23 protein-coding genes and 2 pseudogenes are annotated in these 26588 nt (G+C 65.7%); 17 read left to right on the forward strand and 8 right to left on the reverse strand.

What is annotated here, in order from left to right; genetic code table 11:
* Positions 1-7: 7 nt before the first annotated feature.
* Positions 8-1204, reverse strand: a complete 1197-nt coding sequence (locus AC5RU7_RS14605) for a VIT1/CCC1 transporter family protein (protein ID WP_494052835.1) — start codon at positions 1202-1204, stop codon at positions 8-10.
* 254 nt (positions 1205-1458) lie between these two features.
* Here AC5RU7_RS14605 and AC5RU7_RS14610 point away from each other — a divergent pair, with 254 nt between their 5' ends.
* Complete coding sequence (locus AC5RU7_RS14610) at positions 1459-1686, forward strand: hypothetical protein (RefSeq protein ID WP_494052836.1); 228 nt, start codon at positions 1459-1461, stop codon at positions 1684-1686.
* Positions 1687-1756: 70 nt separating this feature from the next.
* Here AC5RU7_RS14610 and AC5RU7_RS14615 read toward each other — a convergent pair whose 3' ends face one another.
* The gene (locus tag AC5RU7_RS14615; protein ID WP_494052837.1) at positions 1757-3277 is read right to left on the reverse strand and encodes a sodium:solute symporter family protein; all 1521 of its coding nucleotides are present in this window, start codon (positions 3275-3277) and stop codon (positions 1757-1759) included.
* Positions 3278-3537: 260 nt separating this feature from the next.
* On the opposite strand from AC5RU7_RS14615, the gene AC5RU7_RS14620 reads away from it, so the two are divergent.
* The 11 genes and pseudogenes from AC5RU7_RS14620 (at position 3538) to AC5RU7_RS14670 (ending at position 17713) form a co-directional block, all read left to right on the forward strand.
* Positions 3538-4113: a helix-turn-helix domain-containing protein gene (locus AC5RU7_RS14620; protein WP_494011675.1), complete on the forward strand. Its 576-nt coding sequence runs from the start codon at positions 3538-3540 to the stop codon at positions 4111-4113.
* Between the two features lie 269 nt (positions 4114-4382).
* A complete protein-coding gene (gene speB, locus AC5RU7_RS14625) occupies positions 4383-5447 on the forward strand; it encodes an agmatinase (protein WP_494052838.1) in 1065 nt (354 codons plus the stop codon).
* Positions 5448-5451: 4 nt separating this feature from the next.
* Positions 5452-7146: a thiamine pyrophosphate-binding protein gene (locus AC5RU7_RS14630; RefSeq protein ID WP_494052839.1), complete on the forward strand. Its 1695-nt coding sequence runs from the start codon at positions 5452-5454 to the stop codon at positions 7144-7146.
* Between the two features lie 135 nt (positions 7147-7281).
* Positions 7282-7770 carry a MarR family winged helix-turn-helix transcriptional regulator gene (locus tag AC5RU7_RS14635; protein WP_494052840.1) on the forward strand — a complete coding sequence of 163 codons (489 nt, stop codon included), beginning with the start codon at positions 7282-7284 and terminating at the stop codon, positions 7768-7770.
* 55 nt (positions 7771-7825) lie between these two features.
* Positions 7826-9364, forward strand: a pseudogene (locus AC5RU7_RS14640) (MFS transporter); the annotation flags it as partial.
* 157 nt (positions 9365-9521) lie between these two features.
* Complete coding sequence (locus AC5RU7_RS14645) at positions 9522-11255, forward strand: ABC transporter ATP-binding protein (RefSeq protein WP_494011669.1); 1734 nt, start codon at positions 9522-9524, stop codon at positions 11253-11255.
* A complete protein-coding gene (locus AC5RU7_RS14650) occupies positions 11252-13321 on the forward strand; it encodes an ABC transporter ATP-binding protein (protein WP_494052841.1) in 2070 nt (689 codons plus the stop codon). The genes AC5RU7_RS14645 and AC5RU7_RS14650 overlap by 4 nt, the downstream gene beginning before the upstream one ends.
* Before the next feature lie 92 nt (positions 13322-13413).
* Complete coding sequence (locus AC5RU7_RS14655; protein ID WP_494011727.1) at positions 13414-13842, forward strand: acyl-CoA thioesterase; 429 nt, start codon at positions 13414-13416, stop codon at positions 13840-13842.
* A 75-nt stretch (positions 13843-13917) separates the two neighbouring features.
* Positions 13918-14172 (forward strand): hypothetical protein, encoded by a 255-nt coding sequence (locus AC5RU7_RS14660; RefSeq protein WP_494052842.1) that lies wholly within the window; start codon positions 13918-13920, stop codon positions 14170-14172.
* 90 nt (positions 14173-14262) lie between these two features.
* Positions 14263-16494 (forward strand): McrB family protein, encoded by a 2232-nt coding sequence (locus tag AC5RU7_RS14665; RefSeq protein ID WP_494052843.1) that lies wholly within the window; start codon positions 14263-14265, stop codon positions 16492-16494.
* A 13-nt stretch (positions 16495-16507) separates the two neighbouring features.
* A complete protein-coding gene (locus AC5RU7_RS14670; protein WP_494052844.1) occupies positions 16508-17713 on the forward strand; it encodes a 5-methylcytosine restriction system specificity protein McrC in 1206 nt (401 codons plus the stop codon).
* A 19-nt stretch (positions 17714-17732) separates the two neighbouring features.
* Here the strand turns inward: AC5RU7_RS14670 and AC5RU7_RS14675 are convergent, their stop codons facing one another.
* Positions 17733-19388, reverse strand: coding sequence for a sensor histidine kinase (locus AC5RU7_RS14675; protein ID WP_494052845.1), 1656 nt, complete (start codon positions 19386-19388; stop codon positions 17733-17735).
* Positions 19389-19482: 94 nt separating this feature from the next.
* On the opposite strand from AC5RU7_RS14675, the gene AC5RU7_RS14680 reads away from it, so the two are divergent.
* Entirely contained in the window at positions 19483-20244 is a 762-nt protein-coding gene (locus AC5RU7_RS14680; RefSeq protein WP_494052846.1) for a response regulator transcription factor, read from the forward strand.
* Here AC5RU7_RS14680 and AC5RU7_RS14685 read toward each other — a convergent pair.
* Complete coding sequence (locus tag AC5RU7_RS14685; protein WP_494052847.1) at positions 20217-20627, reverse strand: Hpt domain-containing protein; 411 nt, start codon at positions 20625-20627, stop codon at positions 20217-20219. The two genes, AC5RU7_RS14680 and AC5RU7_RS14685, sit on opposite strands and share 28 nt — an antisense overlap.
* Before the next feature lie 230 nt (positions 20628-20857).
* Between AC5RU7_RS14685 and AC5RU7_RS14690 the strand changes: the two genes are divergently transcribed.
* A complete protein-coding gene (locus tag AC5RU7_RS14690; protein ID WP_494052848.1) occupies positions 20858-22081 on the forward strand; it encodes a glycosyl hydrolase in 1224 nt (407 codons plus the stop codon).
* A gap of 6 nt (positions 22082-22087) precedes the next feature.
* Here AC5RU7_RS14690 and AC5RU7_RS14695 read toward each other — a convergent pair whose 3' ends face one another.
* From AC5RU7_RS14695 to bioB, 4 genes are read right to left on the reverse strand one after another with little or no spacing between them, the layout of a single operon-like run.
* The gene (locus AC5RU7_RS14695) at positions 22088-22531 is read right to left on the reverse strand and encodes a very short patch repair endonuclease (RefSeq protein WP_494011661.1); all 444 of its coding nucleotides are present in this window, start codon (positions 22529-22531) and stop codon (positions 22088-22090) included.
* Positions 22532-22550: 19 nt separating this feature from the next.
* Positions 22551-22985, reverse strand: a complete 435-nt coding sequence (locus AC5RU7_RS14700; protein WP_494052849.1) for a pyridoxamine 5'-phosphate oxidase family protein — start codon at positions 22983-22985, stop codon at positions 22551-22553.
* 55 nt (positions 22986-23040) lie between these two features.
* A complete protein-coding gene (gene bsaP / locus AC5RU7_RS14705; protein ID WP_494052850.1) occupies positions 23041-23310 on the reverse strand; it encodes a biotin synthase auxiliary protein BsaP in 270 nt (89 codons plus the stop codon).
* Positions 23307-24326, reverse strand: a complete 1020-nt coding sequence (bioB, locus tag AC5RU7_RS14710) for a biotin synthase BioB (RefSeq protein WP_494052851.1) — start codon at positions 24324-24326, stop codon at positions 23307-23309. Before bioB ends, bsaP begins: the two co-directional genes overlap by 4 nt.
* Positions 24327-24539: 213 nt before the next feature.
* On the opposite strand from bioB, the pseudogene AC5RU7_RS14715 reads away from it, so the two are divergent.
* The 3 genes and pseudogenes from AC5RU7_RS14715 to AC5RU7_RS14725 form a co-directional block, all read left to right on the forward strand.
* A pseudogene (locus AC5RU7_RS14715) lies at positions 24540-24773 on the forward strand (hypothetical protein); the annotation flags it as partial.
* A 169-nt stretch (positions 24774-24942) separates the two neighbouring features.
* Positions 24943-25599: a DUF6318 family protein gene (locus AC5RU7_RS14720; RefSeq protein WP_494052852.1), complete on the forward strand. Its 657-nt coding sequence runs from the start codon at positions 24943-24945 to the stop codon at positions 25597-25599.
* 135 nt (positions 25600-25734) lie between these two features.
* Positions 25735-26523, forward strand: coding sequence for a hypothetical protein (locus tag AC5RU7_RS14725; protein WP_494052853.1), 789 nt, complete (start codon positions 25735-25737; stop codon positions 26521-26523).
* Positions 26524-26588: the final 65 nt, after the last annotated feature.

The following is a 26588-nucleotide window of genomic DNA, read 5'->3' on the forward strand; positions in this document are numbered from 1 at the left end:
CCAGCCATCAACCCACCACGGTGCCGAAGACCAGCCCCAGCAGGTAGGTGACCGCGGCTGCTCCCAGCCCGATGCCAAGCTGGCGCAGTCCCCGCGTCATGGGGGACGTGCCGGAGAGCAGGCCCACGATGCCGCCGGTGGCCAGCAGGGCGATGCCCACCAGGACGCCGGCCACCACCAGGGCCGCCACTCCGGTCAGCCCGAAGATGAATGGCAGGATGGGGACGACAGCGCCTGAGGCGAAGAAGCAGAAGCTGGACAGTGCCGCGCCCCAAGCGGTGCCGACGGCCTCGTGCTGGTCCTCGTCCTCGGGCAGTTCCGGCTGCAGCGACAGGCTCGGGTCGCAGTCGCAAGACAGCAGTCCCATGCGTTCCTGGACGCGGTGCTCGGCAGCTTCATGGGACATGCCCCGGGCCAGGTAGACCAGGAGGAGTTCGTTGTGCTCGATATCCAGTTTGGGGGCGGCGGCCAGGGTGACCTGGGTGGGCCGGGTTGCAGCCAACAGCTCCCGCTGGGACCGGACCGAGATGAACTCCCCGGCGCCCATGGACATGGCGCCTGCGAGCAGGCCCGCGATGCCGCTGAGCAGCACAACGCTGCTGGCGACCCCGGAGGCGGCCATGCCCATTACCAGGGACAGGTTGCTGACCAGGCCGTCATTGGCGCCGAAGACAGCGGCACGGAAGCTTCCGGCCAGGCGGTTGCGTCCGCGTGTCGCCAGCCCGCGGACAACTTCCTCATGGATTTGCTCGTCCGCGGCCATGGCATCGGTGGCGTTGGGATCTTTGGCGTAAGGGGAGCGGCCCTCGGCCCGCTGGGCCAGTGCCAGCACGAACACAGAGCCGAAATGCCTGGCCAGGAAGCCGACGAACCGGCTGCGGAACGAGGCCTGCCGCGCCTTGCCTGCCTGGTCGCCCAGCAGTGCCAGCCAGTGGGCCTCATGCCGGCCCTCCGCCTCGGCCAGCGCCAAAAGGATCTCGCGTTCCTCGCCCTGCCGGTTCTGTGCCAGATCGCGGTAGACGGCGGCCTCGGCACGCTCGTCGGCGAGGTATTGGCGCCACCGCTTGATGTCTGCAGCCGTGGGGGCCGGACGTTCGCCTTCGGGCCCCTGCTGCCGGGCCGGGCCGGACCCGGGGACCGGCGTGGCGTCACTGGACTGTACGGGGGAGGGGCGGGCGGGATTCGGCTGGGCGTGCTGTGACACGGAAACTCCTGGGCTGGACAGGGCATGGTGCGGCCCCATTGCAGAGCCCAGCTTACTGCGAAAATCCGGCGTTTTTTGGCCGGTAAACCTCGCTGGAAGGTTTCGGTCTGCCTCAATCCGGAACCCATCCCGCAGGCCCCGGCAGGGCTCCGCGGGACTATTGACCCGCCTCCCCCGCAGTGTTGTGATGAAGGTGTGGCGCAGCCAGCGCCCTCACGAAAGAGCACGTCAGGCGAACAAACGGAGGTTGGATTATGAGCACCACCGGACAGCACCCGGACATGCCGCACCTGGACGCCGTCGAAGCGGACCCCGCCTACGACTACGCCGAGGATGCACCGGTAGAGGACGACTGGGATGCAGAGGACGAATTCCTGGACGAGGAGGAGCCGGTGGTCCAGGCGCCTCCGGTCATCATCGATGCCGAGGACCGGCCCGTCCCCCTGGCGGACCCGGACGAGGTCCGCGAAACCGAACAATAACTGACGACGGCGGCGCTTCCCTTCGCTGAATTGCGGAAGGAGGCGCCGCCGTCGTGCGTGGTGCCCTGGGTCAGGGGGCAGTGACAGCTTCGGCCGGGGTTTCCCCTGCCTCCTGCCCGGAGACGCGGCGCTGCCAGTTGCGCATCACCTGCGGGTCGGTGGGCGGGGTGGCGAGCGAGACGGCGATGTAGACCACGGCGGAGGCAATCAGGCCGTAGTAGATGGGCTCGTTGGCGTAGATGCCGTCCAACGGTGCCTTGGCGTTGATTTCCAGGATGATCATGGTGCCCAGGGTCACCACCGAGCCTGCCGCCATGGAGGCTGCGGCGGCGATGCCGGTGCCGCGCTTCCAGACCAGGCCGCCAAGGATGGCCACCAGGAGGCCGCCCACCAGGATGTCGTATGCGATGGTCAGCGCTGCCACAACGTCCTTGGTGATGATGGCAATGACGATGGCGATGATGCCCAGCGTGAGGACCCAGATGCGGTTGGCCTTGACGTCGTGCTCCGGGTTGTCCGTGTCCTCCGTGCTGATGTCCTTGCCGAACCAGCTGGCCACGAACGGCAGGACGTCGGCCCGCGCAACGGTGGCGGCTGCGATGAGTGCGCCGGAAGCGGTGGACATCATGGCAGCAACCGCGGCCGCAAGGACCAGGCCGCCGATGCCGACGGGCAGCAGGTTCTGGGCCACCTCCGCATAGACGTCGTCCTTGGCCGCGATCTCGATGTTGGTCAGGGCGACGCTGGCGGCCATGCCGATGAGTGCGCCGGCGACACCGTAGAGGATGCAATAGATACCGGCGGTTGCTCCGCCCCAGCGTGCAACGCCGGGCGTTTTGGCGGTGAAGACCCGCTGCCAGATGTCCTGGCCGATGAGCAGGCCCAGGGTGTAGACCACGAAGTAGGTGATGATCGTCTGGAGGCCGATGCCGTCGATCTGGAAGAAGCTCTCGTCCACGCGGCTGCGGATCCCGTCAATGCCTCCGGCGGCGTTCATCGTGAAGGGCAGCATCAGGAAGAAGATGCCCACCGTCTTGATGACGAACTGCACCTGGTCGGCCAGCGTGATGGACCACATGCCGCCCACGGTCGAGTAGACCAGGACGATGGCGCCGCCAATGGCAATGGCGAGTGCCCGGTCCAGACCGAACAGCACCACGAAGATGGTGGCGTAGGCGCCCGTGGAGGTGGCACAAAGCATCAGGGTGTAGGCGAGCATGACAATGCCGGAGGCTTCAGTTGCCCGGCTGCCATAGCGCAGCGTCAGCATCTGCGAAACCGTGTAGATCTTCAGCTTCTGGATGGTTCCGGCAAAGAGGAGGCTCAGGAGCAGCACGCCCGCGCCAATGGCAACCACCAGCCACATGCCGGAAATGCCGAACTTGTAGCCCAGCCCCACGCCGCCCACTGTGGAGGCGCCGCCCAGGACGACGGCGGCCATGGTGCCGGTGTAGAGGAATGGCCCCAGGCGGCGGCCCGCCACCAGGAAGTCGCTGTTGTTCTTCGTACGGGATTTGCCCCACCAGCCAAAAGCCAGCATTGCGAGCAGGTACACCACCACAATGGCGATGTTGATGACACTTACGTCCATGTTGGGTTCCTTGGAGCTGTACCGCCGCCGGGGCGGGTTCGGGAGGGCGGCCGAAGCCTCAGGTGAAAGTTGGCGAGAGGAAACTCTCAATAATTGCCCTATAGGCAACAACTGTTTTCCAAAGGTTAGGCTGTGACGGTAGTAACAGTCAAGGGCGGAGTGCCGGGCGGTCCGGGCGCGCCATGGACGCGTCATACACCGGAGTGGCCATTAGTATTGCTCCAGAGTGGGCCGGGCTGCCGGCCGTGAAAGGTTCGTACATGAAGGCACTGCCAGTTGAGCCGAGCAACGTTCCCGTTGCCATTGGATCCAGGATCCGTGCCGCCCGGCAGTCCCAGCGGCTCACCATCGAGCAGGTTGCCGACGCGACGGGGCTGACCAAGGGCTTCCTCAGCCGGGTTGAGCGCGATCTGACCTCCCCCTCCGTTGCTTCCCTGGTCACCCTGTGCCAGGTGCTGTCCATCTCCATCGGGGACCTTTTCGCCGCGCCGGAAACGCATTTGACCAAGCGCAACGACGGTCCGCGCATTTCCCTGGGCGGACAGGGCATCGTGGAGCGTCTGCTGACCGCCCGCTCGGAGCGGCGCATCCAGATCATCCAGGCCTGCATTGAGCCGCACGGCCGCGGTGAGTCGGAGCTTTACGCCGTGGACTGCGACGTGGACGTACTCCACGTGATCAAAGGCAGCATCCGCCTGATCCTCACCAACGAGCAGTACGACCTTGAGACCGGAGATACGGTCACCTTCCCCGGCCGGGAACCGCACACCTGGATCAACCCGACCGACAAGCCGGTTGAGGTGCTCTGGGTGCTTGTCCCGGCTGCCAGCCGCTAGCTCCTTCCGCCCACCATGCGGGGCCCATGGCGTCACGTGAGGCAGCCTCTTGGCCCAAGGCTGCTTGCAGGCTCCCGAAATAGCGCGCCTCAAGCTGTACGGGGCAGCCAAAAATATGCTGTGCGTGATGCGTCCCCCATTTGCTGCCATCTGCTGCTGGAGTCCGATCCTTCCCGAAGCTGTTTTGGTAAACAGTTGGTGCGCATAGGAAAACCACGGTGTATGATGGCAGTCACATCAGTCATACGACTCCTTGAAGGAGAGGCCCCATGGAAGAGCTGCGCATCGAAGCCAACGGCAACCTTGGCCCCATCGACTCATCCCGCATTCCCCGCTACGCCGGCGCCGCCACCTATGCCCGCCTTCCCCGGCTGGACCAGGTAGCCAAAGCGGACGTGACGGTAGTGGGCGTTCCCTTCGATTCCGGCGTCTCCTACCGGCCGGGTGCACGCTTCGGCGCCAACTATATCCGCGAAGCAAGCCGCCTTCTCCGCCCCTACAACCCGGCCTGGGATGTCAGCCCCTTCGAAAATGTCCAGGTGGCGGACGCCGGTGACATGGCGGTCAACCCCTTCAACATCAACGAGGCCATTGAAACCGTCCAGCAGAATGCCTTGGACCTCACGGCCAACGGCAGCAAGCTGGTAACCCTCGGCGGCGACCACACCATCGCGCTGCCCCTGCTCCGCGCCGCCGCCGAACGGGCCGGCGAACCCATTGCCATGCTGCACTTCGATGCCCACCTGGACACCTGGGACACCTACTTCGGCGCCGAGTACACCCACGGCACACCGTTCCGCCGCGCCGTCGAGGAAGGCATCCTGGACACCGAGGCCATCAGCCACATCGGCACCCGCGGCCCGTTGTACGGCAAGAAGGACCTCGACGACGACCACCGCTTCGGGTTCGGCATCGTCACCTCCGCGGACGTCTACTACCAGGGCGTCCTGGAGACCGTGGCCAAGGTCCGGGACAGGATCGGCAACCGCCCGCTGTACATCTCCGTGGACATCGACGTCCTGGACCCCGCCCACGCACCCGGCACCGGCACCCCCGAAGCCGGCGGCATCACCAGCCGCGAACTCCTGGAAATCATCCGTGGCTTCCGCGGCATGAACCTGGTGGGCGCGGACGTGGTGGAGGTGGCTCCCGCATACGACCACGCGGAGATCACCGGCGTCGCCGCCAGCCACGTCGCCTACGAGCTGGTGACCCTGATGGCAGACATTGCGGTGCCCGGAGACCGCTTCGGCGCGGCCACCGGCTACGCCGCGCAGGCCCTGGGACAGGACATCCGTCGGCCGGCGGGCTTCGCGGCGGCCGGCAAGGAGTAGGGCCATGATTGACTTCGACTCGGGAACAGCAGCTCCCACCAAGGGCGCCGGTGCCCGCAACGGCGGGGACCTCGTCGTCGAGACGCTGGAGGCGCTGGGCGCCAAGACTGTCTTCGGCATACCCGGCCAGCACGCGCTGGGCCTCTTCGACGCCATGGGCCGGGGCAACCTGCAGTTCGTCTCCTCCCGGGTGGAGAACAACAGCGCTTTTGCGGCGGACGGGTATTCCCGCGCCACCGGTGAAGTGGGGGTCCTGTTCCTCTCCACCGGGCCCGGAGCGCTCACGTCGCTGGCTGGCCTCCAGGAAGCCTATGCAACGGGCGTTCCAATGGTGGTGGTGGCCAGCCAGATCCCGCTCGAAGGCCTGGGTGCCCGCCGCAAAGGCATGCTGCACCAGCTCGATGACCAGAAAGCGTCGGCGGCGAACGTCACCAAGAGCCAGCGGCTGATCCAGCACGCCTCCGGCATCCCGTCCGCCATCCAGGACGCCTGGACCGAGGCGATCTCCTCACCGCAGGGCCCGGTGTGGATCGAGATCCCGCAGAACGTGCTGCTGGACCCGATCATGGTGCCGCCGGTGGAAGACGCCCTGGCCGAAGCCGCTGACAACCCTCCCCGGGTGGAGCTGGTGCGCGAGGCCGTGAAGTGGCTGGAGGCGGCCGAACGCCCGGCGATCATCGCAGGCGGCGGAACCCGCCGTGGACGCGCAGAGAAATCGCTGCTGTCCATCGCCGAAAAATTGCGCGCACCGGTGATCTGCACCCCCGGCGGGAACGGCGCATTCCCGTGGAACCACGAGTTGTCCCTGCAGTCCTGGATCGAGGACCGCTATATGACGGACCTGCTCGAGGACGCGGACGTGCTGGTGGTCATCGGCTCGTCGCTGGGTGAGGTCACCTCGAACTACTTCACCTTCGAACCGCGCGGCAGGATCATCCAGATCGACGCCGAACCCCGCGTGCTGGAGTCAAACCGCCCCGGCCTGGGCATCCGCGCCGACGCCGGCCAGGCGCTCGCCGCCCTGGACGAAGCGCTCAGCCCGGAACGAGCCGTAGCTCCTAGCTGGCACGGGGTGCCGCCGGAGGAACTGGTCAGGGAATCGCTGGCCAAAGTCAAGGCCCGGCTGGAGACCCAGGACCTGGCCAAGGAGCTCAAGTTCATGGCCGACATCCGCGAGGCGGTGCCCGCGGACATGCAGACGTTCTGGGACATGACCATCGCCGCGTACTGGGGCTGGTCCTGCTGGGACGCCCGCGAGGGGCAGTTCCACTCCGCGCAGGGCGCCGGCGGCCTGGGCTACGGCTTTCCCGCGGCTATCGGCGCTGCCGTAGGTCTGGAGACGCTGGGCAAGCCGGGCCGGGTGCTGGCCGTGTCCGGCGACGGATCGTCGATGTACTCCATTTCGGAACTGGCAACGGCGAAGCAGCACAATGTACCGGTCACCTGGCTGATCGTGGACGACGGCGGCTACGGCATCCTGCGCGAGTACATGGTGGGTGCCTTCGGCAAAGCCACCGCCACCGAGCTGGCCCGCCCCGACTTCGTCAAACTCGCCGAAGCCTTCGGTGTGCCTGCAACCCGAGTGGCCCCTGAAGATGTGGGGGACGCGCTCAAGGCGGGCTTCGCCGCGGACGGGCCGAACGTCGTCGTGGTTGAAACCCTCCTCAAGATGTTTGGGCCCACCCACCTGGACGCCTGACCAGAAACAGAATCCAGCAGAAGACCCCGGCTCCATCAGAGCCGGGGTTTTTCGTGCCTCCGAGCAGATGGTTTCCCAAAGCAATCAATTTCGTCTATAGTTGCTTCAGGCAAACAAGTAAGGAGTGCCTGAGCCATGGCAGTAGCACCGGATACGGCAGCCGACCTCGTGTACCAGATCTTCGACCTGCAGCGCGCCGTCCGCTGCATTGCCGCGGCCGGTGTCCGTGGCCAGGACACGGGAGTGGCCCTCCAGGGCGTACTGCGGTTCGTGGGGGAGGGGGAGTCCCGGGCCACGAAGCTCGCGGAACGGTTAGGCGTCAGTGCCCCCGTCCTCAGCCGCCACATCGCTGACCTCGAGGAGCAGGGCCTGGTGGTCCGGCGGCCAGATCCGGACGACGGCCGCGCCCAGCTGGTGGCCCTCACGCCGGCCGGAAAGGACAAGCTCCGGCAGATCGAGGAGCAGCGGACCGCAATCCTGCAGGACTACCTGCGTGACTGGAACGAGGCGGACGCCGGCAACACGGCGAAAACCCTGCACAAGCTCACCGAATCACTCAAGAAATCAGCCCGGGCGACGGCGGCCGGCATGCCACCAACCACCGAGGAGCAGAACCATGGTTAGCCAAGCCGCAGCCCCCGCCCACGCAGCCTCCACGCCAGTGATGGCAGCGCCGGAGATGTCACACCGCCAGATCATGGAGGCCCTCACCGGGCTGCTGGCGGCCTTCTTCACCGCCATCCTCAGCAGCACCATCGTGGCCAACGCGCTGCCCACCATCATGTCCGACCTGCACGGCACGCAGACCGACTTCGCCTGGGTGATCACGGCCGCGCTGCTGGCCAACGCCGCCACCACCCCCATTTGGGGCAAGCTTGCCGACCTCTTCAACAAAAAGCTCCTGGTCCAGCTCAGCATCGTCATCTTCGTCGCCGGGTCGGTGATGGCCGGGCTCTCCGAAACCATCCCGCTGCTGCTGGGTGCCCGGGTTATCCAGGGCGTGGCCATGGGCGGCCTCACTGCGTTGGCCCAGGCCATCATCGGCACCATGATTCCGCCCCGGAACAGGGGCAAGTACTCCGGCTACATGGGCGCCGTCATGGCCGTGGGAACCGCGGGCGGTCCTCTCCTGGGCGGATTCATCGTCGACAGTCCGCTGGGCTGGCGCTGGACCTTCTTCGTGTGCGTGCCGCTTGCCGTCGTCGCCCTCATCCTGCTCCAGGTCACCCTCAAGATCCAGCACGTCCGGCGCCCGGCCAAGATCGACTGGCTGGGCTCCATCCTGCTGACCACGGGCGTGAGCCTGCTCCTGATCTGGGTCTCTTTCGCGGGCAACCCCGACTACTACGACTGGATCTCCTGGCAGTCCGCCCTGATGGTGGGAGGCGGCGTCCTCCTCCTGGCGCTGCTGGTGCTGGTGGAGTCCAAGGTGGAACAGCCCATCATTCCGCTGAAGATCATCTCCGAACGCACCACCGCGCTGGCCATCCTGGCCTCCGTGGCAGTGGGCGTGGCCATGTTCGGATCCTCCACCTTCCTGGGCCAGTACTTTCAGGTGGCCCGCGGCGCCACGCCCACCGAGGCCGGCCTGCTCACCCTGCCCATGATCGCCGGCAACCTGGCTGGCTCCGTGGCCTCCGGGCTCCTGATTACCCGGACGGGCAAGTGGAAGGGCTACCTGGTTGCCGGTTCCATCCTGCTGATCGGCGGGCTGGGACTGGCCGGCACCATGGACCACACCACTGAACTGTGGCACGCAGGCGTCTTCACCGCGGTCCTGGGCCTCGGCCTGGGGATGCTGATGCAGAACCTCGTCCTGGCCGTCCAGAACACCGTCCGCGCTTCGGACATCGGAAGCGCCAGCGCCTCGGTGGCATTTTTCCGCTCCGTGGGCGGCGCCATCGGCGTCTCGGTCCTGGGGGCCGTCCTCGCCAACAGGGTCAGCGAACTGGCCACCCGGGGGCTCGCCGCCGCCGGCATCCCCGTCCAAGGCGGCAGCGCCGGCAGCAGCCTGGACCTGGCGCACATGCCCGAACCGGTCCGCGAGATCATGCGCGCAGCGTACGGCGATGCCACTGCAGAAGTGTTCCTGATTTCCGCCGCTGTTGCCGTGGTGGCACTGATATCCGTCCTTTTTATCAAGGAAAAGCCGCTGCGCCGCACCGTGGACATCCAGCCCGCACCGGAAGGTACGACGCCGGAGCCTGCCACAGCGGGCAAGTGACCCGCCGCGGTACTCCCCTCGGATGATCTTCGGCAGGGTTTGTTCCCCACCTGGGAGGAGTTTCGTAGAGTGGGAAAGCTAAGGATGTCAGCCCCGGCTGCTACTACTTAACTCTCTTCCTACCGAACTTTATCCCTAAGGATCCGCGGGCATGCTCCTCACCCTCATACGGAGGTTTTCCAGGCCGTACACGCCCTACCTGGTGGCGGTCATCGCCTTCCAGTTGGCCTCCACCATCGCCGCGCTGTACCTTCCCAGCCTCAATGCCCAGATCATTGACGAAGGGGTGTCCCGCGGGGACACCGACTTCATCTGGCGCACGGGCATGGTCATGCTGCTAGTGGCGTTCGTCCAGGTGGGGACCGCCATCGCCGGCGTCTACTTCGGCTCCAAGGCTGCGATGGCGCTGGGCCGGGACCTGCGCCGGGCCGTGTTCCGCAAGGTCACCAGCTTCTCGGCGAAGGACGTTAACGCTTTTGGCGCCCCCACGCTGATTACCCGCGGCACCAACGATGTCCAGCAGGTGCAGATGCTGATGCTGATGGCCCTGAACTTCATGGTGGCCACGCCTATCATGTGCATCGGCGGCATCATCATGGCCCTGCGCGAGGACCTCAACCTGTCCTGGCTGGTGTGGGTCTCGGTGCCGCTGCTCACCGTGGTGGTGGGGTACCTGGTGGTCCGGCTGATGCCGCTGTTCCGCTCCATGCAGAAGAAGATCGACCGCATCAATGCGGTCCTCCGCGAGCAGATCATCGGCATCCGGGTGGTGCGGGCCTTCGTCCGGGAACCGTACGAGACGGACAGGTTCGGCGAGGCCAACCGGGAGCTCACCGACGTCTCGCTGAAGATCGGCGCCCTGTTCGTCCTGATGTTTCCTGCCATCAGCATGATCCTGCACCTGTCAACGGCGGCGGTGCTGTGGTTCGGGGGCCAGCGGGTGGACTCCGGCGAGATGCAGGTGGGCGCGCTGACCGCCTTCCTGCAGTACCTGCTGCAGATCCTGGTGGCCGTCATGATGGGCACCTTCATGGCCATGATGATCCCGCGCGCCTCGGTCTGCGCCGACCGCATCGGCGAGGTGCTCGCCGTCGAACCCTCCATCCACGACCCCGAGCAGCCCCAGGCACCGGCATCCCTGGCGGGTGTGGTGGAATACCGCAACGTCACCTTCGCCTACCCGGGCGCGGAGTCACCGGTCCTGAGCAACATCAGCTTCACCGCACGGCCAGGCCAGACTGTGGCGATCATCGGATCCACGGGTGCGGGCAAGACCTCCCTCCTCTCGCTCCTGCCCCGCCTCTATGACCCCGTCGAGGGGGAGGTCCTCCTGGATGGTGTCCCCGTCAGCAGGCTCGACCGGGCGGAAATCACCAAGCGGGTGGCCCTGGTGCCGCAGCGGCCCTACCTCTTCTCCGGCACCATCGAGCACAACCTGCGGTTCGGCAAATCCGAGGCCACGGACCAGGAACTCTGGGACGCGCTGCGGGTAGCCCAGGGCGAAGCGTTCGTCCGGGACAAGAAGAACGGCCTGAACGCCAGGATCGCCCAGGGCGGAACCAACGTCTCCGGCGGCCAGCGGCAGCGGCTATGCATAGCCCGGGCGCTGGTCACCAAGCCGCGGGTGTACCTGTTTGACGACTCTTTCTCCGCCCTTGATGTAGCCACCGACGCCCGGCTGCGCGCCGCCCTGAAGCAGACCACCGCGGACGCCACGGTCATCATCGTGGCCCAGCGGGTGTCCACCATCACCGAGGCCGACCAGATCCTGGTGCTGGACAATGGCCGGATCGTGGACCGTGGAACCCATGAGGAGCTGCTGGAAACGTCACCCACCTACCAGGAAATCGTTGAATCCCAGCTGAGCGTGGAGGAAATGGCATGAACCCCCGCAAGAAGGACTCCACGTCTCTCGAAGAAACGCCAGGACCGGCCGCGGCCGGTCCTCCCGCCGCGGAGGTCCTGCAGGACGATGACTTCGTCGAGGAGGAGTACAAGCCCTCCGAGGCCGACGGCGACATGTTCGGCGGGATGCCCGCGAAGAAGGCAGAACACTTCTGGCCGTCAGCGAAACGGTTGATGGGGCTGTTGAAACCCGAGGCGTTGGGCATCTACGTGGTGGTGGCCATGGTGATCGTCGCCGTCGTGCTCAACGTCATTGCCCCCAAGATCCTGGGCCAGGCGATGGACGTCATCTTCGCCGGCGTGGTGGGCAAGCAGCTTCCCGCCGGCGTCAGCAAGGAACAGTTCGTGGACGGGCTGCGCCAGCAGGGCCAGGACAATTTCGCGGACATGGTCTCCCGGATGGAGCTGGTGCCCGGTGCCGGCATCGACTTCGACAAGCTGACCATGCTCATCGCCGTGGTGCTGCTGATGTACTTCGTGGCCAACATCTTCCTCTGGCTGCAGGGCTACGTGCTGAACCGCATCGTCATGAAGGTGATCCGCCGGCTCCGCGACGATACGGAAAAGAAGCTCAACCGCCTGCCGCTGAACTACTTCGACACCCGCCAGCGCGGCGACGTCCTGTCCCGCGTGACCAACGACGTCGACAACATCCAGCAGGCGCTCCAGCAGGCTTTCGCGCAGCTGATCAACTCCCTCCTCACCGTGCTGGGCATCGTGATCATGATGTTCATCGTGTCCTGGCAGCTGGCACTGATCGCGCTCATCGCGCTGCCCCTCTCCGGCGTTGCCGCCGGCATGATCGGCGTGCGCAGCCAGAAGCTCTTCGCCGCGCAGTGGAAGAACACCGGCACACTCAACGGCCAGATCGAAGAGTCCTTCTCCGGGCATGACCTGGTGCGGGTCTTTGGCCGGGACGCGGACATGCTGGAGCGGTTCGAGGAACGCAACGACGCCCTGTACAAGGCAAGCTTCGGCGCCCAGTTCGTGTCCGGCATCATCTTCCCCGTGATGCAGTTCGTCTCCTACCTCAGCTATGTGGGCATCGCGGTGGTGGGCGGCTTGCGGGTTGCCTCCGGTTCAATGTCACTGGGCGACGCCACCGCGTTCATTCAGTACTCCCGCGAGTTCACCCAGCCGCTGGGCCAAATGGCGGGCATGGCCAACATGCTCCAGTCCGGCGTCGCCTCCGCGGAACGGGCGTTCGAATTCCTGGACGCCGACGAGCAGGACCCGGAGACCCCCACCGAACACCTGCCGGCCAAGACCGACGGGCACGTGGACTTCCGGAACGTCACCTTCAGCTACACCGAGGACCGGAAGCTCATTGAGAACCTGTCCTTCACCGCGGAGCCCGGCAACACGGTGGCCATTGTGGGGCCAACCGGTGCCGGAAAGACCACTTTGGTCAATCTGGTGATGCGTTTCTACGAGCTCAACTCCGGCTCCATCACCCTGGACGGCGTGGATATCACCCATCTCAGCCGCTCCGAGCTGCGGTCAAAGGTGGGGATGGTGCTGCAGGATGCGTGGCTGTTCGGCGGCTCCATTTACGACAACATCCGCTACGGCAACCTGGACGCCACGGAGGAAGAGATCATGGCCGCCGCCAGGGCCACGTTCGTGGACCGCTTTGTACGTGCCCTGCCCGAGGGCTACGACACCGTCATTGACGAGGAAGGCAACAACGTCAGCGCCGGTGAGAAGCAGCTGATCACCATTGCCAGGGCTTTCGTGGCCAACCCTTCCCTGCTCATCCTCGATGAAGCGACCAGTTCCGTGGACACCCGCACCGAGCTCCTGGTGCAGAAGGCCATGGCCGCGCTCCGTTCGGACCGGACCAGCTTCGTCATCGCCCACCGGCTTTCCACCATCCGGGATGCCGATACCATCCTGGTGATGGAAGACGGCAAGATCGTGGAGCAGGGGAACCACAAGGTCCTCCTTGCCGCCGAAGGCGCCTACCACCGGCTGTATATGTCCCAGTTTGCTGGGGCGGACGCCGGCGAGGTGCCGGAAGACGATTCGACGGCGGTACACAGCTGAGCGCGCAGGGCGGGATATTGGAGCAGAACATCAAGCAGGACACGAAGCAGCAGGACTCGGACGGCCACGAGCGGATCGAGGTCCTGGTGCCGATGCGTTGGGGCGACATGGATGCCTACGGCCACATCAACAATGTGCAGATCGTCCGGATGCTGGAGGAGGCCCGGATCGGGGCTTTCGGGCCGCCGAAGGGCGCCGGGCTGCCCGGGATCGAGCCGCGGGTAAGCCTGTTCAACGCTGTCCCGGACGGGACCATGGCCTTGGTTGTAGATCACAAAATCCGCTATGTCCGCACCCTCGAGTACCGCAACGTCCCCGCCGTCGTGCAGGTCTGGATCGGTGCCGTCAAGGGAGCCAGCTTTGACATCCACTACCTCATCCAGGACCCCGTCACCGGGGAGGACTGCGTGAAGGCCAGCACACACCTGGCCTTCGTGGACGAAGCCACCGGACGCGTCCAGCGGCTGACCCCGGAGCAGAAAGACCGGATGGCACCCTACACGCACCATGTAAAGCACTAAATAGGCATAAAGGCTCTGGACAAGGGGCCATCGGACCTATTGGACTGGAACTCCCGACAGTGAAAGGACGATCAGATGGCCAAGAACAAGACCCGCACGGCCAGGAAGAAGACCTGGAAGGAGATGTCACCATCGGCCAAGGTCGGCACCATCCTGGTGGCCATCGTCCAGATGTCGCTACTGGTGGCAGCGCAACGGGACATCTCCAAGCGACCCGCTGCGCTGATCAACGGACCAAAGGGGGCCTGGAGGGCAGCGTCCTTCATAAATTTCATCGGCCCCATGGGGTACTTCATCTTCGGCCGGAAGCGGGGGACGGGAGCGCCGTAGCGTTCCGCGGGAAGAGCTGGCGGGGGTTAAACAGGGTGCACCACGAAGGCTTTGAGCAGCCATCCAGCTTCACCCTGTAAATTTGAACCCATGACCCCCGCCTCCACTGCTGCCATGACCCGCGCCCTCGGCATCTCACGGGAAATAGAGGACGCGGCCTGGTTCGTCCTCGGCCCCGGGCTGCAGGGCAAGCCGTCGGCGCTGGACGGACGGACCCTGACCTGGACGTCGGAAGCGGCGGCAGAGCTGGCGGACAGGCTGGAACGGGGCGCGCCGGACCCCAAGGCGCCCATGATGACCAACCTCCGGCAGAACCTCGACGGCGCGTCCCGGGAAGCCAAACAGCTGGCCGTCGAACTGCTCTTCCTGCAGTCCCTGCCACTGGCCCACGAGGTGAAGTCGCTCAAGGTCAAGCGCGCCCGCGTCGCAGAGGCCGCTTCCTGGCTAGAGCCGCCGCTTGAGCTGCCGGAAGAGCTCTATCAGGGCATGACGGACCACGGCGTGATCCGGGACCGGACGGCGGAATTCAACTGGACCATCTGGGACCACCTCAAATGGCTGTGCCGGTTCGTGCAGCACGTGGACCAGCAGCCGCCCGCCGCCATCACCGGTGCGCTGCAGGACCCGCTCAAGTTCCACCGGCTGGCGGCCGGAACGCCACACGACCAGCCGGCTATCCGCCGCAGCATCGAATTCCTGGCCTGGCCCAGCTACTTCGAACCCGTAGTGGCGGACGTCGAGCGGCAGGAAATCCGGGACGCCTTCGCCTCACTGGTGGGCGGGGCAAAGAGCGACAGCGAAGAGGACATCACCGCCGATATCCACCGCATCCGCCTGCACCTCGACGAGCAGGCGGGCCAGCGCATCGACTGGTACGCCCGGCAGCTGGTCAGCCAGTGGCGCAAGGTGGGCGATCCCGGGCACCGGGCGTGGCTGCTGCGGACCCACGGCGACAACACCGAACTGCTCACCGCCTGGCAGGACGAGGAGAAGGTGACCCTCGACGTCGAGCACCTCCGGCTGCTGGACCCGGGAGTCACCGCCGGCGTGGTGCAGCATGCGGTGGACGAGGACTACAAGCACCTTGGCTATGTGGAACGCGAGGACACCAAGACGGCCGTCTTCGCCTTCCTGACCGTCATGAAACCAGGGGACCTGGTCCTGTACCAGCATGCCGGCACCGTGCGGCTGGGCGGCGTGCTGGGCGAACCCGACTACAACGACGACAACCGGCGGCTGCGCCGCAAAGTGCGCTGGTTTGACGAGGGGCATGCCACGGCGAGCCTGCCCCGGCACGTCCAGCGCCAGCTTGCCACCGCCGGCATCGTGGTCGACGTGACCCGCGTGATGCCGGCCCTCCAGGCCCTCCTGCCGCCGGAAGCCGAAACGGAACCGGACAGCGAAACGGAAGGCGCCGCCGTCGTACTTCCTGTCCAGGAGGGCTTCCGCCGCCTAACCCCCGAATTCGCCGACTCGCTGCACATGGAGCTGGAGCCCCTGCAGGAGATCGCTGACCTGCTGGAGGAGAACCGGCAGCTGGTCCTCTACGGCCCGCCCGGCACCGGAAAAACGTACCTGGCCAAGCACCTCGCCGCGGAGCTGGCCGACGACACCACCGACGAGCGCGTCAAGCTGGTGCAGTTCCACCCGTCCTACGCCTACGAGGACTTCTTCGAGGGCTACCGGCCGGACAAGACCGACGACGGCCAGGTGTCCTTCAAACTGGTGGCCGGGCCGCTGCGGCGCCTCGCGGAGGAGGCCGCCAAGCCGGGAAACGAGAAGAAGCCGTACTTCCTGATCATCGATGAGATGAACCGGGCCAACCTGGCCAAGGTGTTCGGCGAGCTGTACTTCCTGCTCGAGTACCGGGACGACCGCATCTACCTGCAGTACAGTCCCAATGAGCCGTTCACGCTGCCGGACAATCTTTACATCATCGGCACCATGAACACCGCGGACCGTTCCATCGCGATGATGGACGCCGCCATCCGCCGCCGGTTCTCCTTCATCGAACTGCACCCGCAGACCGAACCGGTGAAGGGCTCACTCCTGAGGTTCCTGCAGGCCCGGCAGCTGGACACCACCCCGGCGCTGCTGCTGGATGCCCTGAACAGTGCCATCGACGAGTGGGACCGGGACCTGATGATCGGCCCGTCCTACTTTATGAAGCAGGCCGCCCAGACTCCCGCCGGGTTGCGCCGGATCTGGAAGTACGAGCTGATGCCGCTGCTGGAGGAGCACTACCACGGCCAGCTCACCCGGGCGCAGCTTGAGGAGCGCTTCGGACTGGACCAGCTGCTGGGACGCCTTGCAGCCGGGTAGCCGCGCTTCCTCAATGCGGCACCTGGTGCTGGACGAACTGTCCCGGGGCATCGTGGAACGGCTGGACCCTGCCAGCGCCTCGTTCGTGAACTCCAGCGGCCTGGCCAAGGCCTCTCCCATGGGCATGGGCCTGTACCGGATCGAACCGGTGGGCAAGGTAGGCTCTGTCCGCACCTCCACGGTCCAGCTGGATGTCCGGCCCAAAGACCGGCTGGGGCTCGGCCGTCTCCTGTTCCTGCTCAGCTACGCGGGGGACCAGGGTTTCCGGCCGGAGACCGTTGCCGCCGCCGAGGACAGCGGGTTGTGGAGCGCGCTGGCCGAGTCGCTCGCGCAGCTGGCGGAGCGCGCCCTGGGCCGCGGCGTGCTGCAGGGCTACCTGACAGTGGACGAGTCGCTGCGGACCGTCAAGGGGCGCATCAGGATCTCGGACCAGATCTCCCGGCGGCCGGGCATGCTGGTGCCCCTTGAGGTCTCTTATGACGAGTTCACCGAGGACATCGCGGAGAACCGGATCCTGCGCGCCGCACTTGAGCGGATGGGCCAGGTCCCGGGGGTGCGCCCGGAGGTGGTCAGCCGGCTCCGCCAGCTCAAGGGAAAGCTCGACGCCGTCACGCGGCTTGCCTCGGGGGCACCGCTGCCGCCGTGGCGGCCCACGCGGATGAACCTGCGCTACCACGCGGTACTCCGCCTGGCGGAAGTGATCCTCCGCAACGCGTCGGCCGAAGCGGGCGAGGGCGGGCAGCAGACGGCCTCGTTCGTGGTGGACATGGCCCGGGTGTTCGAGGACTTCGTGGGCGCAGCGCTGCGGGAGGCCATGGCCGGATACCCGGGGGAACTGCGGCTGCGGTACAATGCGCTGCTGAGCGAGGCGGTGCGGGACACGGACAGGCTGCAGGTCCAGCCGGACGCCGTGCACCTGCTGGGCGGACGGCCCGTGGTGGTGTACAACGCCAAGTACAAGGCGGCTTCGGATGCCGGCGCCTCCCTGACAGCCGACCACTACCAGATGCTGGCACACTGCACCGCCCTGGCCGTGCCCACCGCCTGGCTGGTTTACGCGGGTGCGGGGGAGATGAAGCTCCGCCGGATCCTCAACACTGACATCGACATTGTGGAGTTTCCGCTGGACCTTTCCCGGCCGCCGTCGGACATCCTGGCCTCGGTCCGGGAGCTGGCCCGGCAGTCCTGGGGTGAGGTGGTCCGGCAGTCCACGCCGTAATGCCGGGCGCGGGTGGGGATTAGACCGGGACCCGGAACGTGAAGGTGGTGCCCTTGCCCAGCTGGCTGTCCACCTGGATCGTCCCGCCGTGCGCTTCGACGATGGCCTTGCTGATGGGCAGGCCCAGGCCGACGCCCGGTATGGCGGTGCGGCGGACGTTGCTGGTGCGGAAGAACTTGGCGAACACTTCGGACGTGTCCTCCGCAGTCATCCCCATGCCGGTGTCGGAGACGCGGCAGGCCAGCTGCCCGTCCTCCTGCGCCAGCCTGACCAGGACGTTTCCGCCGTCGGGGGAGTACTTGATGGCGTTGGACACCAGGTTGTCCAGGACCTGGGAGATGCGGGCGCCATCCACATGGGCTTCCAGCTTGTCCGGCGTTTCGGCCGCCAGGACCACTCCGGCCACTGCCGCCTTGGGCAGCGCGGAGGAGACGCTGGAACGGACCAGTTCGGCCACATCCACGGTGTGCGGCGTGACGATCAGCTGGCCGTTGCGGCTCGCGAGCAGGTCGGACACCAGGGTCAGGAGGCGCCCGGAGTTCCGGCGGATGATCTCCAGCATCTCCCGGTCTGAGTCTTCCTGCTCCTCGGCCAGCAGGATCTCCACATAGCCCAGGATGGACGTCAGCGGGGTTCGGAACTCATGCGAGACGCTGGAAACAAATTCGTCCTTTGCGGACAGGGCGTTCACCAGGTCCGTCACGTCGCTGAAGGCGATCACCGAGCCTGCAAACTTGCCGTCCGGATCCTTCATGGCACGCGCTGTCGTCACGAAGGCGCGCTGCTCCTGGCCCTCACCCAGCCAGACGAGGTAGTCGGTGAAGGTTTCGCCCAGCACGGCGCGGCGGACCGGGCGGTCCTCCACGGGAACCGGGGTTTTCCGGTCCGCGCCGAAGACCAGCAGCTGGGACTCGTTGGGGTCCGCGTTGTCCTTGGGGCTGGCCAGGACGTGGTTGGCCCGCTGCTTCCGGTTCATCAGGACGTCATGCCCGTCAGCGTCAACGGCAAGGACGCCAAGGTGGACGGTATCCAGGACAGCATTGAGGAGCGATTCCTGCCGCTGGCTGGAATGGAGGGTGGCCTGCAGTTGGTCGTCCTTCTCCTCCAGCTCCCGCTGCTGCCGCATCATGCTCAGCGTCAAAACGCTCACGGACACGCCGATCCCGAGCGTGATGACGGGGAGGAGCAGGGTCCGGGCAAAGTCCTGCGCGGTAAAGGTCCCCTTGAGGAGCAGCGGCGCCCACAGAATGGCCAGCGGGGCGAGGAACGCGAGCCAAAGGGCCAGCCTGGGGTAGTAGCCCGAGGCGCACAGCCAGATAACTGGCAGCACCGCGAGCAGGCCGATGCTGGTCAGGCTCTCGAGGCCGCCTTCCCGCCCGAACCCGATGGAGACGAAGTCGAGCACCGGGATGATGAGGAAGCTCGTGTACGGCAGCCGCTCCCAAGGGACGAGGTAGCAGGACGCCATCAGGACGAGCTGGGAGACCAGGAACATGACGAAGAAGGGGTTTCCCATTCCCTGGGGAAAGAACACCCACACCAGGAAAGCCGTCAGGCACGTAGTCACAAAGAGCGGCATCTGGCTCAGTGCTACGCGGTCCCGCAGCCGGTACTCGTGGAAGGGACGCCGGAAGAATCGCAGCCGTCCCGAGGACCAGGCGACGGGATCAGTCATTGCGTGGCGACTTTCGCGCGAGGGTGTAAGGGGCCATACCAGCAGGATATCCGCAGGCAGCTATACTTCTGACGTTGGCTGCTGAGGGGGCACTATGAGTGATGCACGTGTAGGGCTGGTCATCGAGGATGACCACGACATCCGGGAATTGGTCCGCACGGTCCTGACCCAGGCCGGTTTCGAAGTGACAGTGGCCAGCAGCGGCGCCGAAGGCGTGCTCATCGCGAAGACCCTGAACCCGGACGTCATCACCCTGGACCTCGGCTTGCCGGACATCGACGGCTTTGAGGTGTCGCGGCAGATCCGCGAGTTCTCCGACGCCTATATCGTGATGCTCACGGCCCGCACGGAAGAACTGGACACCCTGATCGGGCTGGAGTCCGGCGCCGATGACTACCTCACCAAGCCGTTCCGTCCGCGCGAGCTGCGCGCCCGTATCGCTGCAATGATGCGCCGGCCCCGGTCCGGTGCGGAAACCGAGGCGTCCACTGTGGAAGCTGCGGAGGGCACCGGACACTCCGAACGCGGAAACTACAACCACAACGGCCTGGAACTCAGCTACGCTTCCCGCACCGTGGTGGTCGACGGGAAGGAAATGAACCTCACCCGCACCGAGTTCGAACTGCTCCACGCCTTGCTTGAGGCCGGCCGCACGGTCCGCACCAAGGCTGACCTGGTGCGCCGGCTGCGGGACGAGGATTACGACGTCGGCAGCTACATCAGCGAGGCCGACGAACGGTCAGTGGAAGTCCACATGGGCAATCTCCGCAAGAAGCTTGGCGATTCCCCGCAGCAGCCGCGCTGGCTGCAAACCGTTCGCGGCGTGGGCTACCGGCTGGCACCAAGCGAGCACTGAGCTTGCAGCCGGTGCATGGTCAGTCCGCTGCACAGGTTGATGGGCCTAAGGAAAGTGGCGGCCAGCCGGGGAAGGACGACGGCGGCGTCAGACGAGCGTGCGTCGGTGCGGATTTCGTCTTCGAGGTCCAGAGCCAGGGCGGCAAGCCGCTCGGCTCCCACCATCTGGCTTGACGTCTTCAGGCTGAGGACAGCGTCCACTGACCCCTCCAGATCCCCTGTCGTCAAGGCCAGCCGGAGGCGGTCGATGCGCTCTGGCAGGCACTCGATGAAGTTGTCCACGAACACCCTGCAGTACCCCTCGTCCTCGTGCAGTTCCTCGCGTAGGCGGTCGAGTACGGACTGGTCCACCAGCGGCCGGGGGGCATCATCTGAGGCGCTCACGACGCTCCTTTCAGCTGGGAGAAACCATTGACGGAAACGTCGCGGGTTATTGGGGGCTGTGCTCTTTCAGGTTAGGTCTGTGGGCACTCGGCGGCAGTCTTTCAGGGGATAATTGTGGGTTTCTTGATGGGAGTACGGGATCTGCGCCAAATACTTGAGCCAGTGCTTCCTGCACGGAAAAACTGCGACTCCGGCCGCCCGTCAGCTGGGGATGGGTTGTGTTGTTTCGAATGCTGAGAACGCTGGCCGCCGCTGTGTTCCTTGGTGCCGGGCTGGTCCTGTCCGGCGTGCAGCCCGCTGCCGGCGGCGCTTCCGCCGCGCAGGTGGCAGTCAACCCGGGGACCGGACCGGCGGGGTCTGTGGTCACGGTTTCCGGTGCAGGGTTCAAGGCCTCCACCACGGGGACGGTGATCGTCGGCTCGGCCACGTTCCAGTTCCGGACCACGGCAACCGGATCCTTCATTGCCGGGATCACCATTCCAGCTGGCGCGGCAGGGAACACCACCATCACGGCCAAGACCTCTTCCATCAAGGCCTCCACCGTTTTCGTGGTGCAGGCAGCCCCGGTACCTGCGCCCCAGTCACCCGCCGTCAGCACTGCTCCGCTGCGTTTCGGCGTCGGCACGGCCGGGGGAGCGCTGGCTGCGGCCGAACTGGATGAGGTGGCCAACCTCGCAGGGGAAAGCCCCTCGATGGTCCTGATGTACAAGGACTTCCCGCAGCCCCCACCCCTGGCAGAGATGGACGCAGTACACGCCCGCGGGGCGGTGCCGCTTATGACCTGGGAGCCGTGGGCCTGGGGCGGCGGGGTCAACCAGCCGGCCTACTCGCTGGACCGGATTACGGCCGGTGATTTCGATGCCCGGATCACCGAGTGGGGTCAGGCCCTCGCCGCCTGGGGCAAGCCCGTGATGCTGCGCTTTGCCCACGAAATGAACGGCAATTGGTACCCCTGGTCCGAAGGGGTCAACGGAAACCACTCCGGCGACTACATTCCGGCCTGGCAGCACGTCCATGATCTTGTGGCGGCTGCCGGAGCAGGCAACGTGCAATGGGTGTGGTCGCCGAACGTCCCCTACTGGGGATCCACGGACCTGGCCGGCCTTTACCCGGGCGCTGCCTATGTAGATGTGGTTGCCCTGGACGGCTACAACTGGGGCACGTCCCAGACATGGAGCAGTTGGATCATGCCCCAGGAGCTGTTCGGACCCGGCATCGCCCAGCTCCGCACGCTGGCTCCGGGCAAGCCCATTCTCATCGCGGAGACGGCTTCCACCGAACTGGGTGGGTCCAAAGCCGCCTGGAACACCGACCTCGTGTCCTTCCTGGCTGCCCAGCCTGACGTGGTGGGCTTCGTTTGGTTCCACCTGCAGAAGGAAGCCGACTGGCGCATGAACAGCAGCGACTCGTCCGCGTCCGCCCTCAGGAACGCTTTGCTGGCACGGCGCAGCTGAATCCCGTCAGGAAGCAGGCTGGTCCTTGCCGCTTTCGAGGAAGCGCACCAGATGGTCCTCCAGCGCAGAACCGTCCCTGAGCTCGCACTCCCAGACGGTGAGGACCTCCCACCCCGCGTCCTCAAGGAGGCGTCGCTGGCCGGCGTCGCGCTCCCTTGTCCTGGAGCGCTTCGCCGCCCAGAATTCCGCGTTTGCCTTTGGGGCGTGCTGTCCAACCCGGCAATCGTGGAAATGCCAGAAACAGCCGTTCACGAAGATGACTTTGCGGCGGCCGGCGAACACCAGGTCCGGGTTGCCGGGCAGCCGCGACGTGCCGGACCTGCCGTGCAGGCGGTAGCGGTAGCCCTTGGCATGGAGCAGCCTGCGGACCAGCAGTTCCGGCTTGGTGTTCTTGCCCCGGATCCGGGACATGTTCCAGCTGCGCCGCTCCGGAGTCAGCTTGTCCGCCATACTCCAAGTCTAGGAGCGCTCAGATCTCCCGCTCGGGCTGTTCGCCGAACACGAAGTGGCGGCCGCTGACCGACGTTGGCTCGATCTCCACGTAAAAGTCCTTGAGCGTGGGCACCCAGGTCTTCAGGCCCAGCGCCTCCACAGCCTCCAGCTCTGCCGATTTGTTCAGCACGCGGGCGGTTCCGCGCAGCACCACGGACCAGGCCTCGTCGGAGTCGATGCCGTCCGCTTCGAAGAGCACCGTGGAATTGATGGTCAGCTGTGCCAGCTTGTTGCCCGGCGCCGTCCGGAGGTAGATCTTCCGCTCCGCGGTGACGTAGTTGACCGGGAAGATATCCGGTTCGCCCGCAACCGAGACCACCAGCCTGCCGTGTTTGGTGTTCTCCAGGAGGTGCCAGGACTGCCCATCGGTGAGTTCGAGTACGGGTTGACCGTCTGCGTGTTCAAACATCATGAAGCCATTCTTCTACGCATCGTAGAAACACGCCAGAGGGTTGGCTGTTTTTGACTCAGTCACTGTCAGCGGCGGCCGAAGTCTTGCCGTGGCGCGAGCAGAGGGCCCACCAGCCAACGGGAGAAACCTGGACCTTGAGCCGGCGCCCGCACTGGACGCAAAAGCGCGGAGGGTCCAGTTCCAGCCGCACCACGCAGTTTTGGTGCGGGGACGACGGCGGGGTGCTGCCGCCGTCGTACGCTTCCTTCTCCGAGGGGAGGCCGCAGTGCCCGCAGAAGATGAAGGGCGTCGGGGCCGTCGAACCGGGGGAGCGGGTGGGGGTCATAGCGTCTTCTGCAGTTCCTTGATGGGCATGTTGAGGTCCACCAGGAGGTTCAGGTCGGCGGTGGCGGGCCGGCCCAGGGTGGTGAGGTAGTTGCCGACGATGACGGCGTTGATGCCGCCCAGCAGCCCGTCGCGGGTGCCGAGGTCGCCAAGGGTGAGCTCGCGGCCGCCGGCGTAGCGCAGGACTGTGCGGGGCATGGCGAGGCGGAAGGCGGCGATGGCGCGGAGGGCGTCCTTGCCGTCCATGACCTGCTGGTTCTCCAGCGGGGTGCCGGGGCGCGGGTTGAGGAAGTTCAGCGGGACCTCGTGCGGGTCCAGGGCGGCCAGCTGGGCCGCGAGTTCAGCACGCTGTTCCAGGCTCTCGCCCATGCCGATCAGGGCCCCGCAGCACAGTTCCATGCCGGCGTCCTTGACCATGGCGCAGGTTTCCAGCCGCTCCTCGTACGTGTGGGTGGTGACCACCTGGGGGAAGTAGCTGCGGGCGGTTTCGAGGTTGTGGTTGTAGCGGTGCACGCCCCAGCTGGCCAGCTGGTCCACCTGCCGCCGGGTCAGCATGCCCAGTGAACAGGCGATGTTGATGTCCACTTCCTCGTTGATCCGGTCGATGGCGAACTTGATCTGGTTCATGAGTTTGATGTCCGGCCCGCGCACGGCGGCGACGATGCAGAACTCGGTGGCTCCGGTGGCGGCCGTTTCCTTGGCGGCCTTGACGAGTTCCGGAATGTCCAGCCACACGCCGCGGACGGGGGAGTCGAAGAGGCCTGACTGGCTGCAGAAGTGGCAGTCCTCTGGGCAGCCGCCGGTCTTGATGGAGATGATGCCCTCCACTTCCACGTCCTCGCCGCAGTGCCGGAGGCGCACCTGGTGGGCCAGGTCCAGGGCGGCGGAAAGGGCTTCGTCCGGCAGGCGCAGGACTTCGACCAGCTGGGCTTCGGACAGGCCGAGGCCCTGTTCCAGGACCTGCCCGCGGGCGGTCTCGAGGATTGGATATTTCAGGAGTTGCGGTTGAGTCGTCATGGGTGGTCCTCCGGCTGACTGGGATGGCTTCCCTGCCGACGCTAGTTCCGGACTGCCTCCCTATTTTTGTCGGATGGCCACAAGGGCCGGCTGCCGGTTTTGTTGACAGCTTCGGTCAAGACTTAACACAGCGGAAACAGGTCCGTGACTGGGGTGTCTTCCCGGCTGGATAGCTTCGCACCGGACCAATTCCCCGGACGAAAGCGACCCTGACAGGGCCGCGACTACCTCCGGCGCACCGACGACGGCACCGACCTGCCGATGTTCGACGCCGACGGGAACCCCAGCGATGCGAAGCTCCTCTGCCACGTGACCGGGATCGAGTCCGAGCGTCCGGACATGTTCCGCTCCGGCCAGGACGCGCCTGACGGCGGCCCGCAGTACGTCTCGGCACTCGCCCTGTCCACGGACAAGACCGGAAAGCTGGTCCTGTCCGCCCGGCGGTGACGTTCCGCAGTTGGTGACATCACAGTAAGGAAAGCCGGTGCTTGGTGGCACCGGCTTCCCTTACGGACTTTGCCTGTGGATAAGTTTGATTGCCACATTGTGACGTGGGCTACCCTTAAGGCACTGTCCGGAGAGCGCCGTCCGATAACTACTGGGGGAATAGCGGCCCATGGCTTTACAGAACGTTGTTACGTCACGTGGTTTCCGGGCTGGAGCCCTCGGTTTGGCAATTGCTCTCTCCCTTGGATTGGCCGGATGCAATTCGGGGGAGTCGCCCGGGCAGGGCGGGACCACCACTCCTGCGTCGACTGACCTGGCCACTACCAGCGCTTCGCCAACGCCTACCCCGTCACCCACCGCTGTTTACAAGCCCGCCGATGCCTCCGGCCCGGCCCAAAACGTCCCGGTCCCCGTCATGCCCGAGGTAGCCAAGACCGAGACGAAGGAAGGTCTCGAGGCATTCGTTCGATACTGGTACGAGGTTTTGGAATATGCCTATGAAACGGGGGACACGGAAACCTTGGCAATGATCAGCGGGCCGAATTGTGTCTTTTGTGCAGGCCTGAAGGACGGAGTGGAGGAAGCCTGGGGCGAGGGCCGATGGATATCAGGAGGCGGGATTGATACGCCCGCAATTACGGCGACCATTGAACCTGGCGCAGAGCCGTATGCCGTAGTTCAAGTCATTCAACAAGCCATCGAAATCAGAAATCCGGATGGCAGTCTGCACCAAGCTCCCACTGCAGCCACGAATACTGGAAGCCGTGTGGCGGCCACGTTTCAGTTTCAAGGCTGGACGATGACAGACCTCGGTCTAATTCGGTAGTCCGATATGAAAGCCAGGGGACTGAAAGTTTTCTGTCTAACCGTGCTGTTTAGTGTGCTCGCTCCAGTAGTCGCGCACGCCGATATTTCAGTCGGATACAAAGATAGGGGCCTATACGTCGGCGCTGATCAATGGGTGAAAGACAACGGAACCGGCAAGTTAGTTCGCGGCGAGCCCGGTGCGGTCTCCACTGACCCCAACGAGTATAAATACGAGCTCCAGTGCCATCTTGGCGGGGGAGACTTCGACACTCCTTGCCTGGGCAGGCAGCTGGAGTGCAAGGACGGCCCCGATGGCCAAGACGGGATCCCGGTTATGTGGTTGTCCCGGCCTAGGGGAGTGCCTGGTGCCGTCTGGGCGCCCCACTCCGGGCCCACCTGCCTCTATGACGCAGCGCCGGAGGACCTGTTGCCGCGCATTGCCGCGGACATCCAGCGGGAATTCCAGAACCTGCCCATCAACGCGGGAACCGTAACAGCACAGCCAAGCCCGCACACGCTCCGCGGCGCTGAAACCAACTTCTACGCCGAGGCAGTTGAGCAGCGGTTCGACATCACCATGTTCGGCCAGGCCGTCCATGTGGTCGCCACTCCTGTCCAGTACACCTGGAACTACGGCGACGGCACTGTCTTCGGTCCCCAGCCGTCCATGGGAGGCCCGTTGCCGCAGGACCGCTGGGGTGAAAAGACCCGCACCAGCCACGCTTACGGCCAGACCGGCGACTTCCAGGTTGTCCTGACCACTTCCTTCCAGGGCACCTACTCCGTCAACGCCGGTCCGCCGCTGCCCATCCCCGGCCAGGGCCAGTTCAGTTCGCCGCCTCAGACCATCAGCGTCTGGCGCTCGCTGACCCGCAACTACGCCGACGACTGCAACACCAACCCGAACGGCCAGGGCTGCCCCGGCGCGCCGGCATCCCATTAGCCCCTGGCCCAGCGCCAACCAGGTTGTGATGCGGATCGCATCCGGAATAGTTGCACGCGCGCCCC

This window comes from Arthrobacter sp. K410C (genome assembly GCF_059090105.1).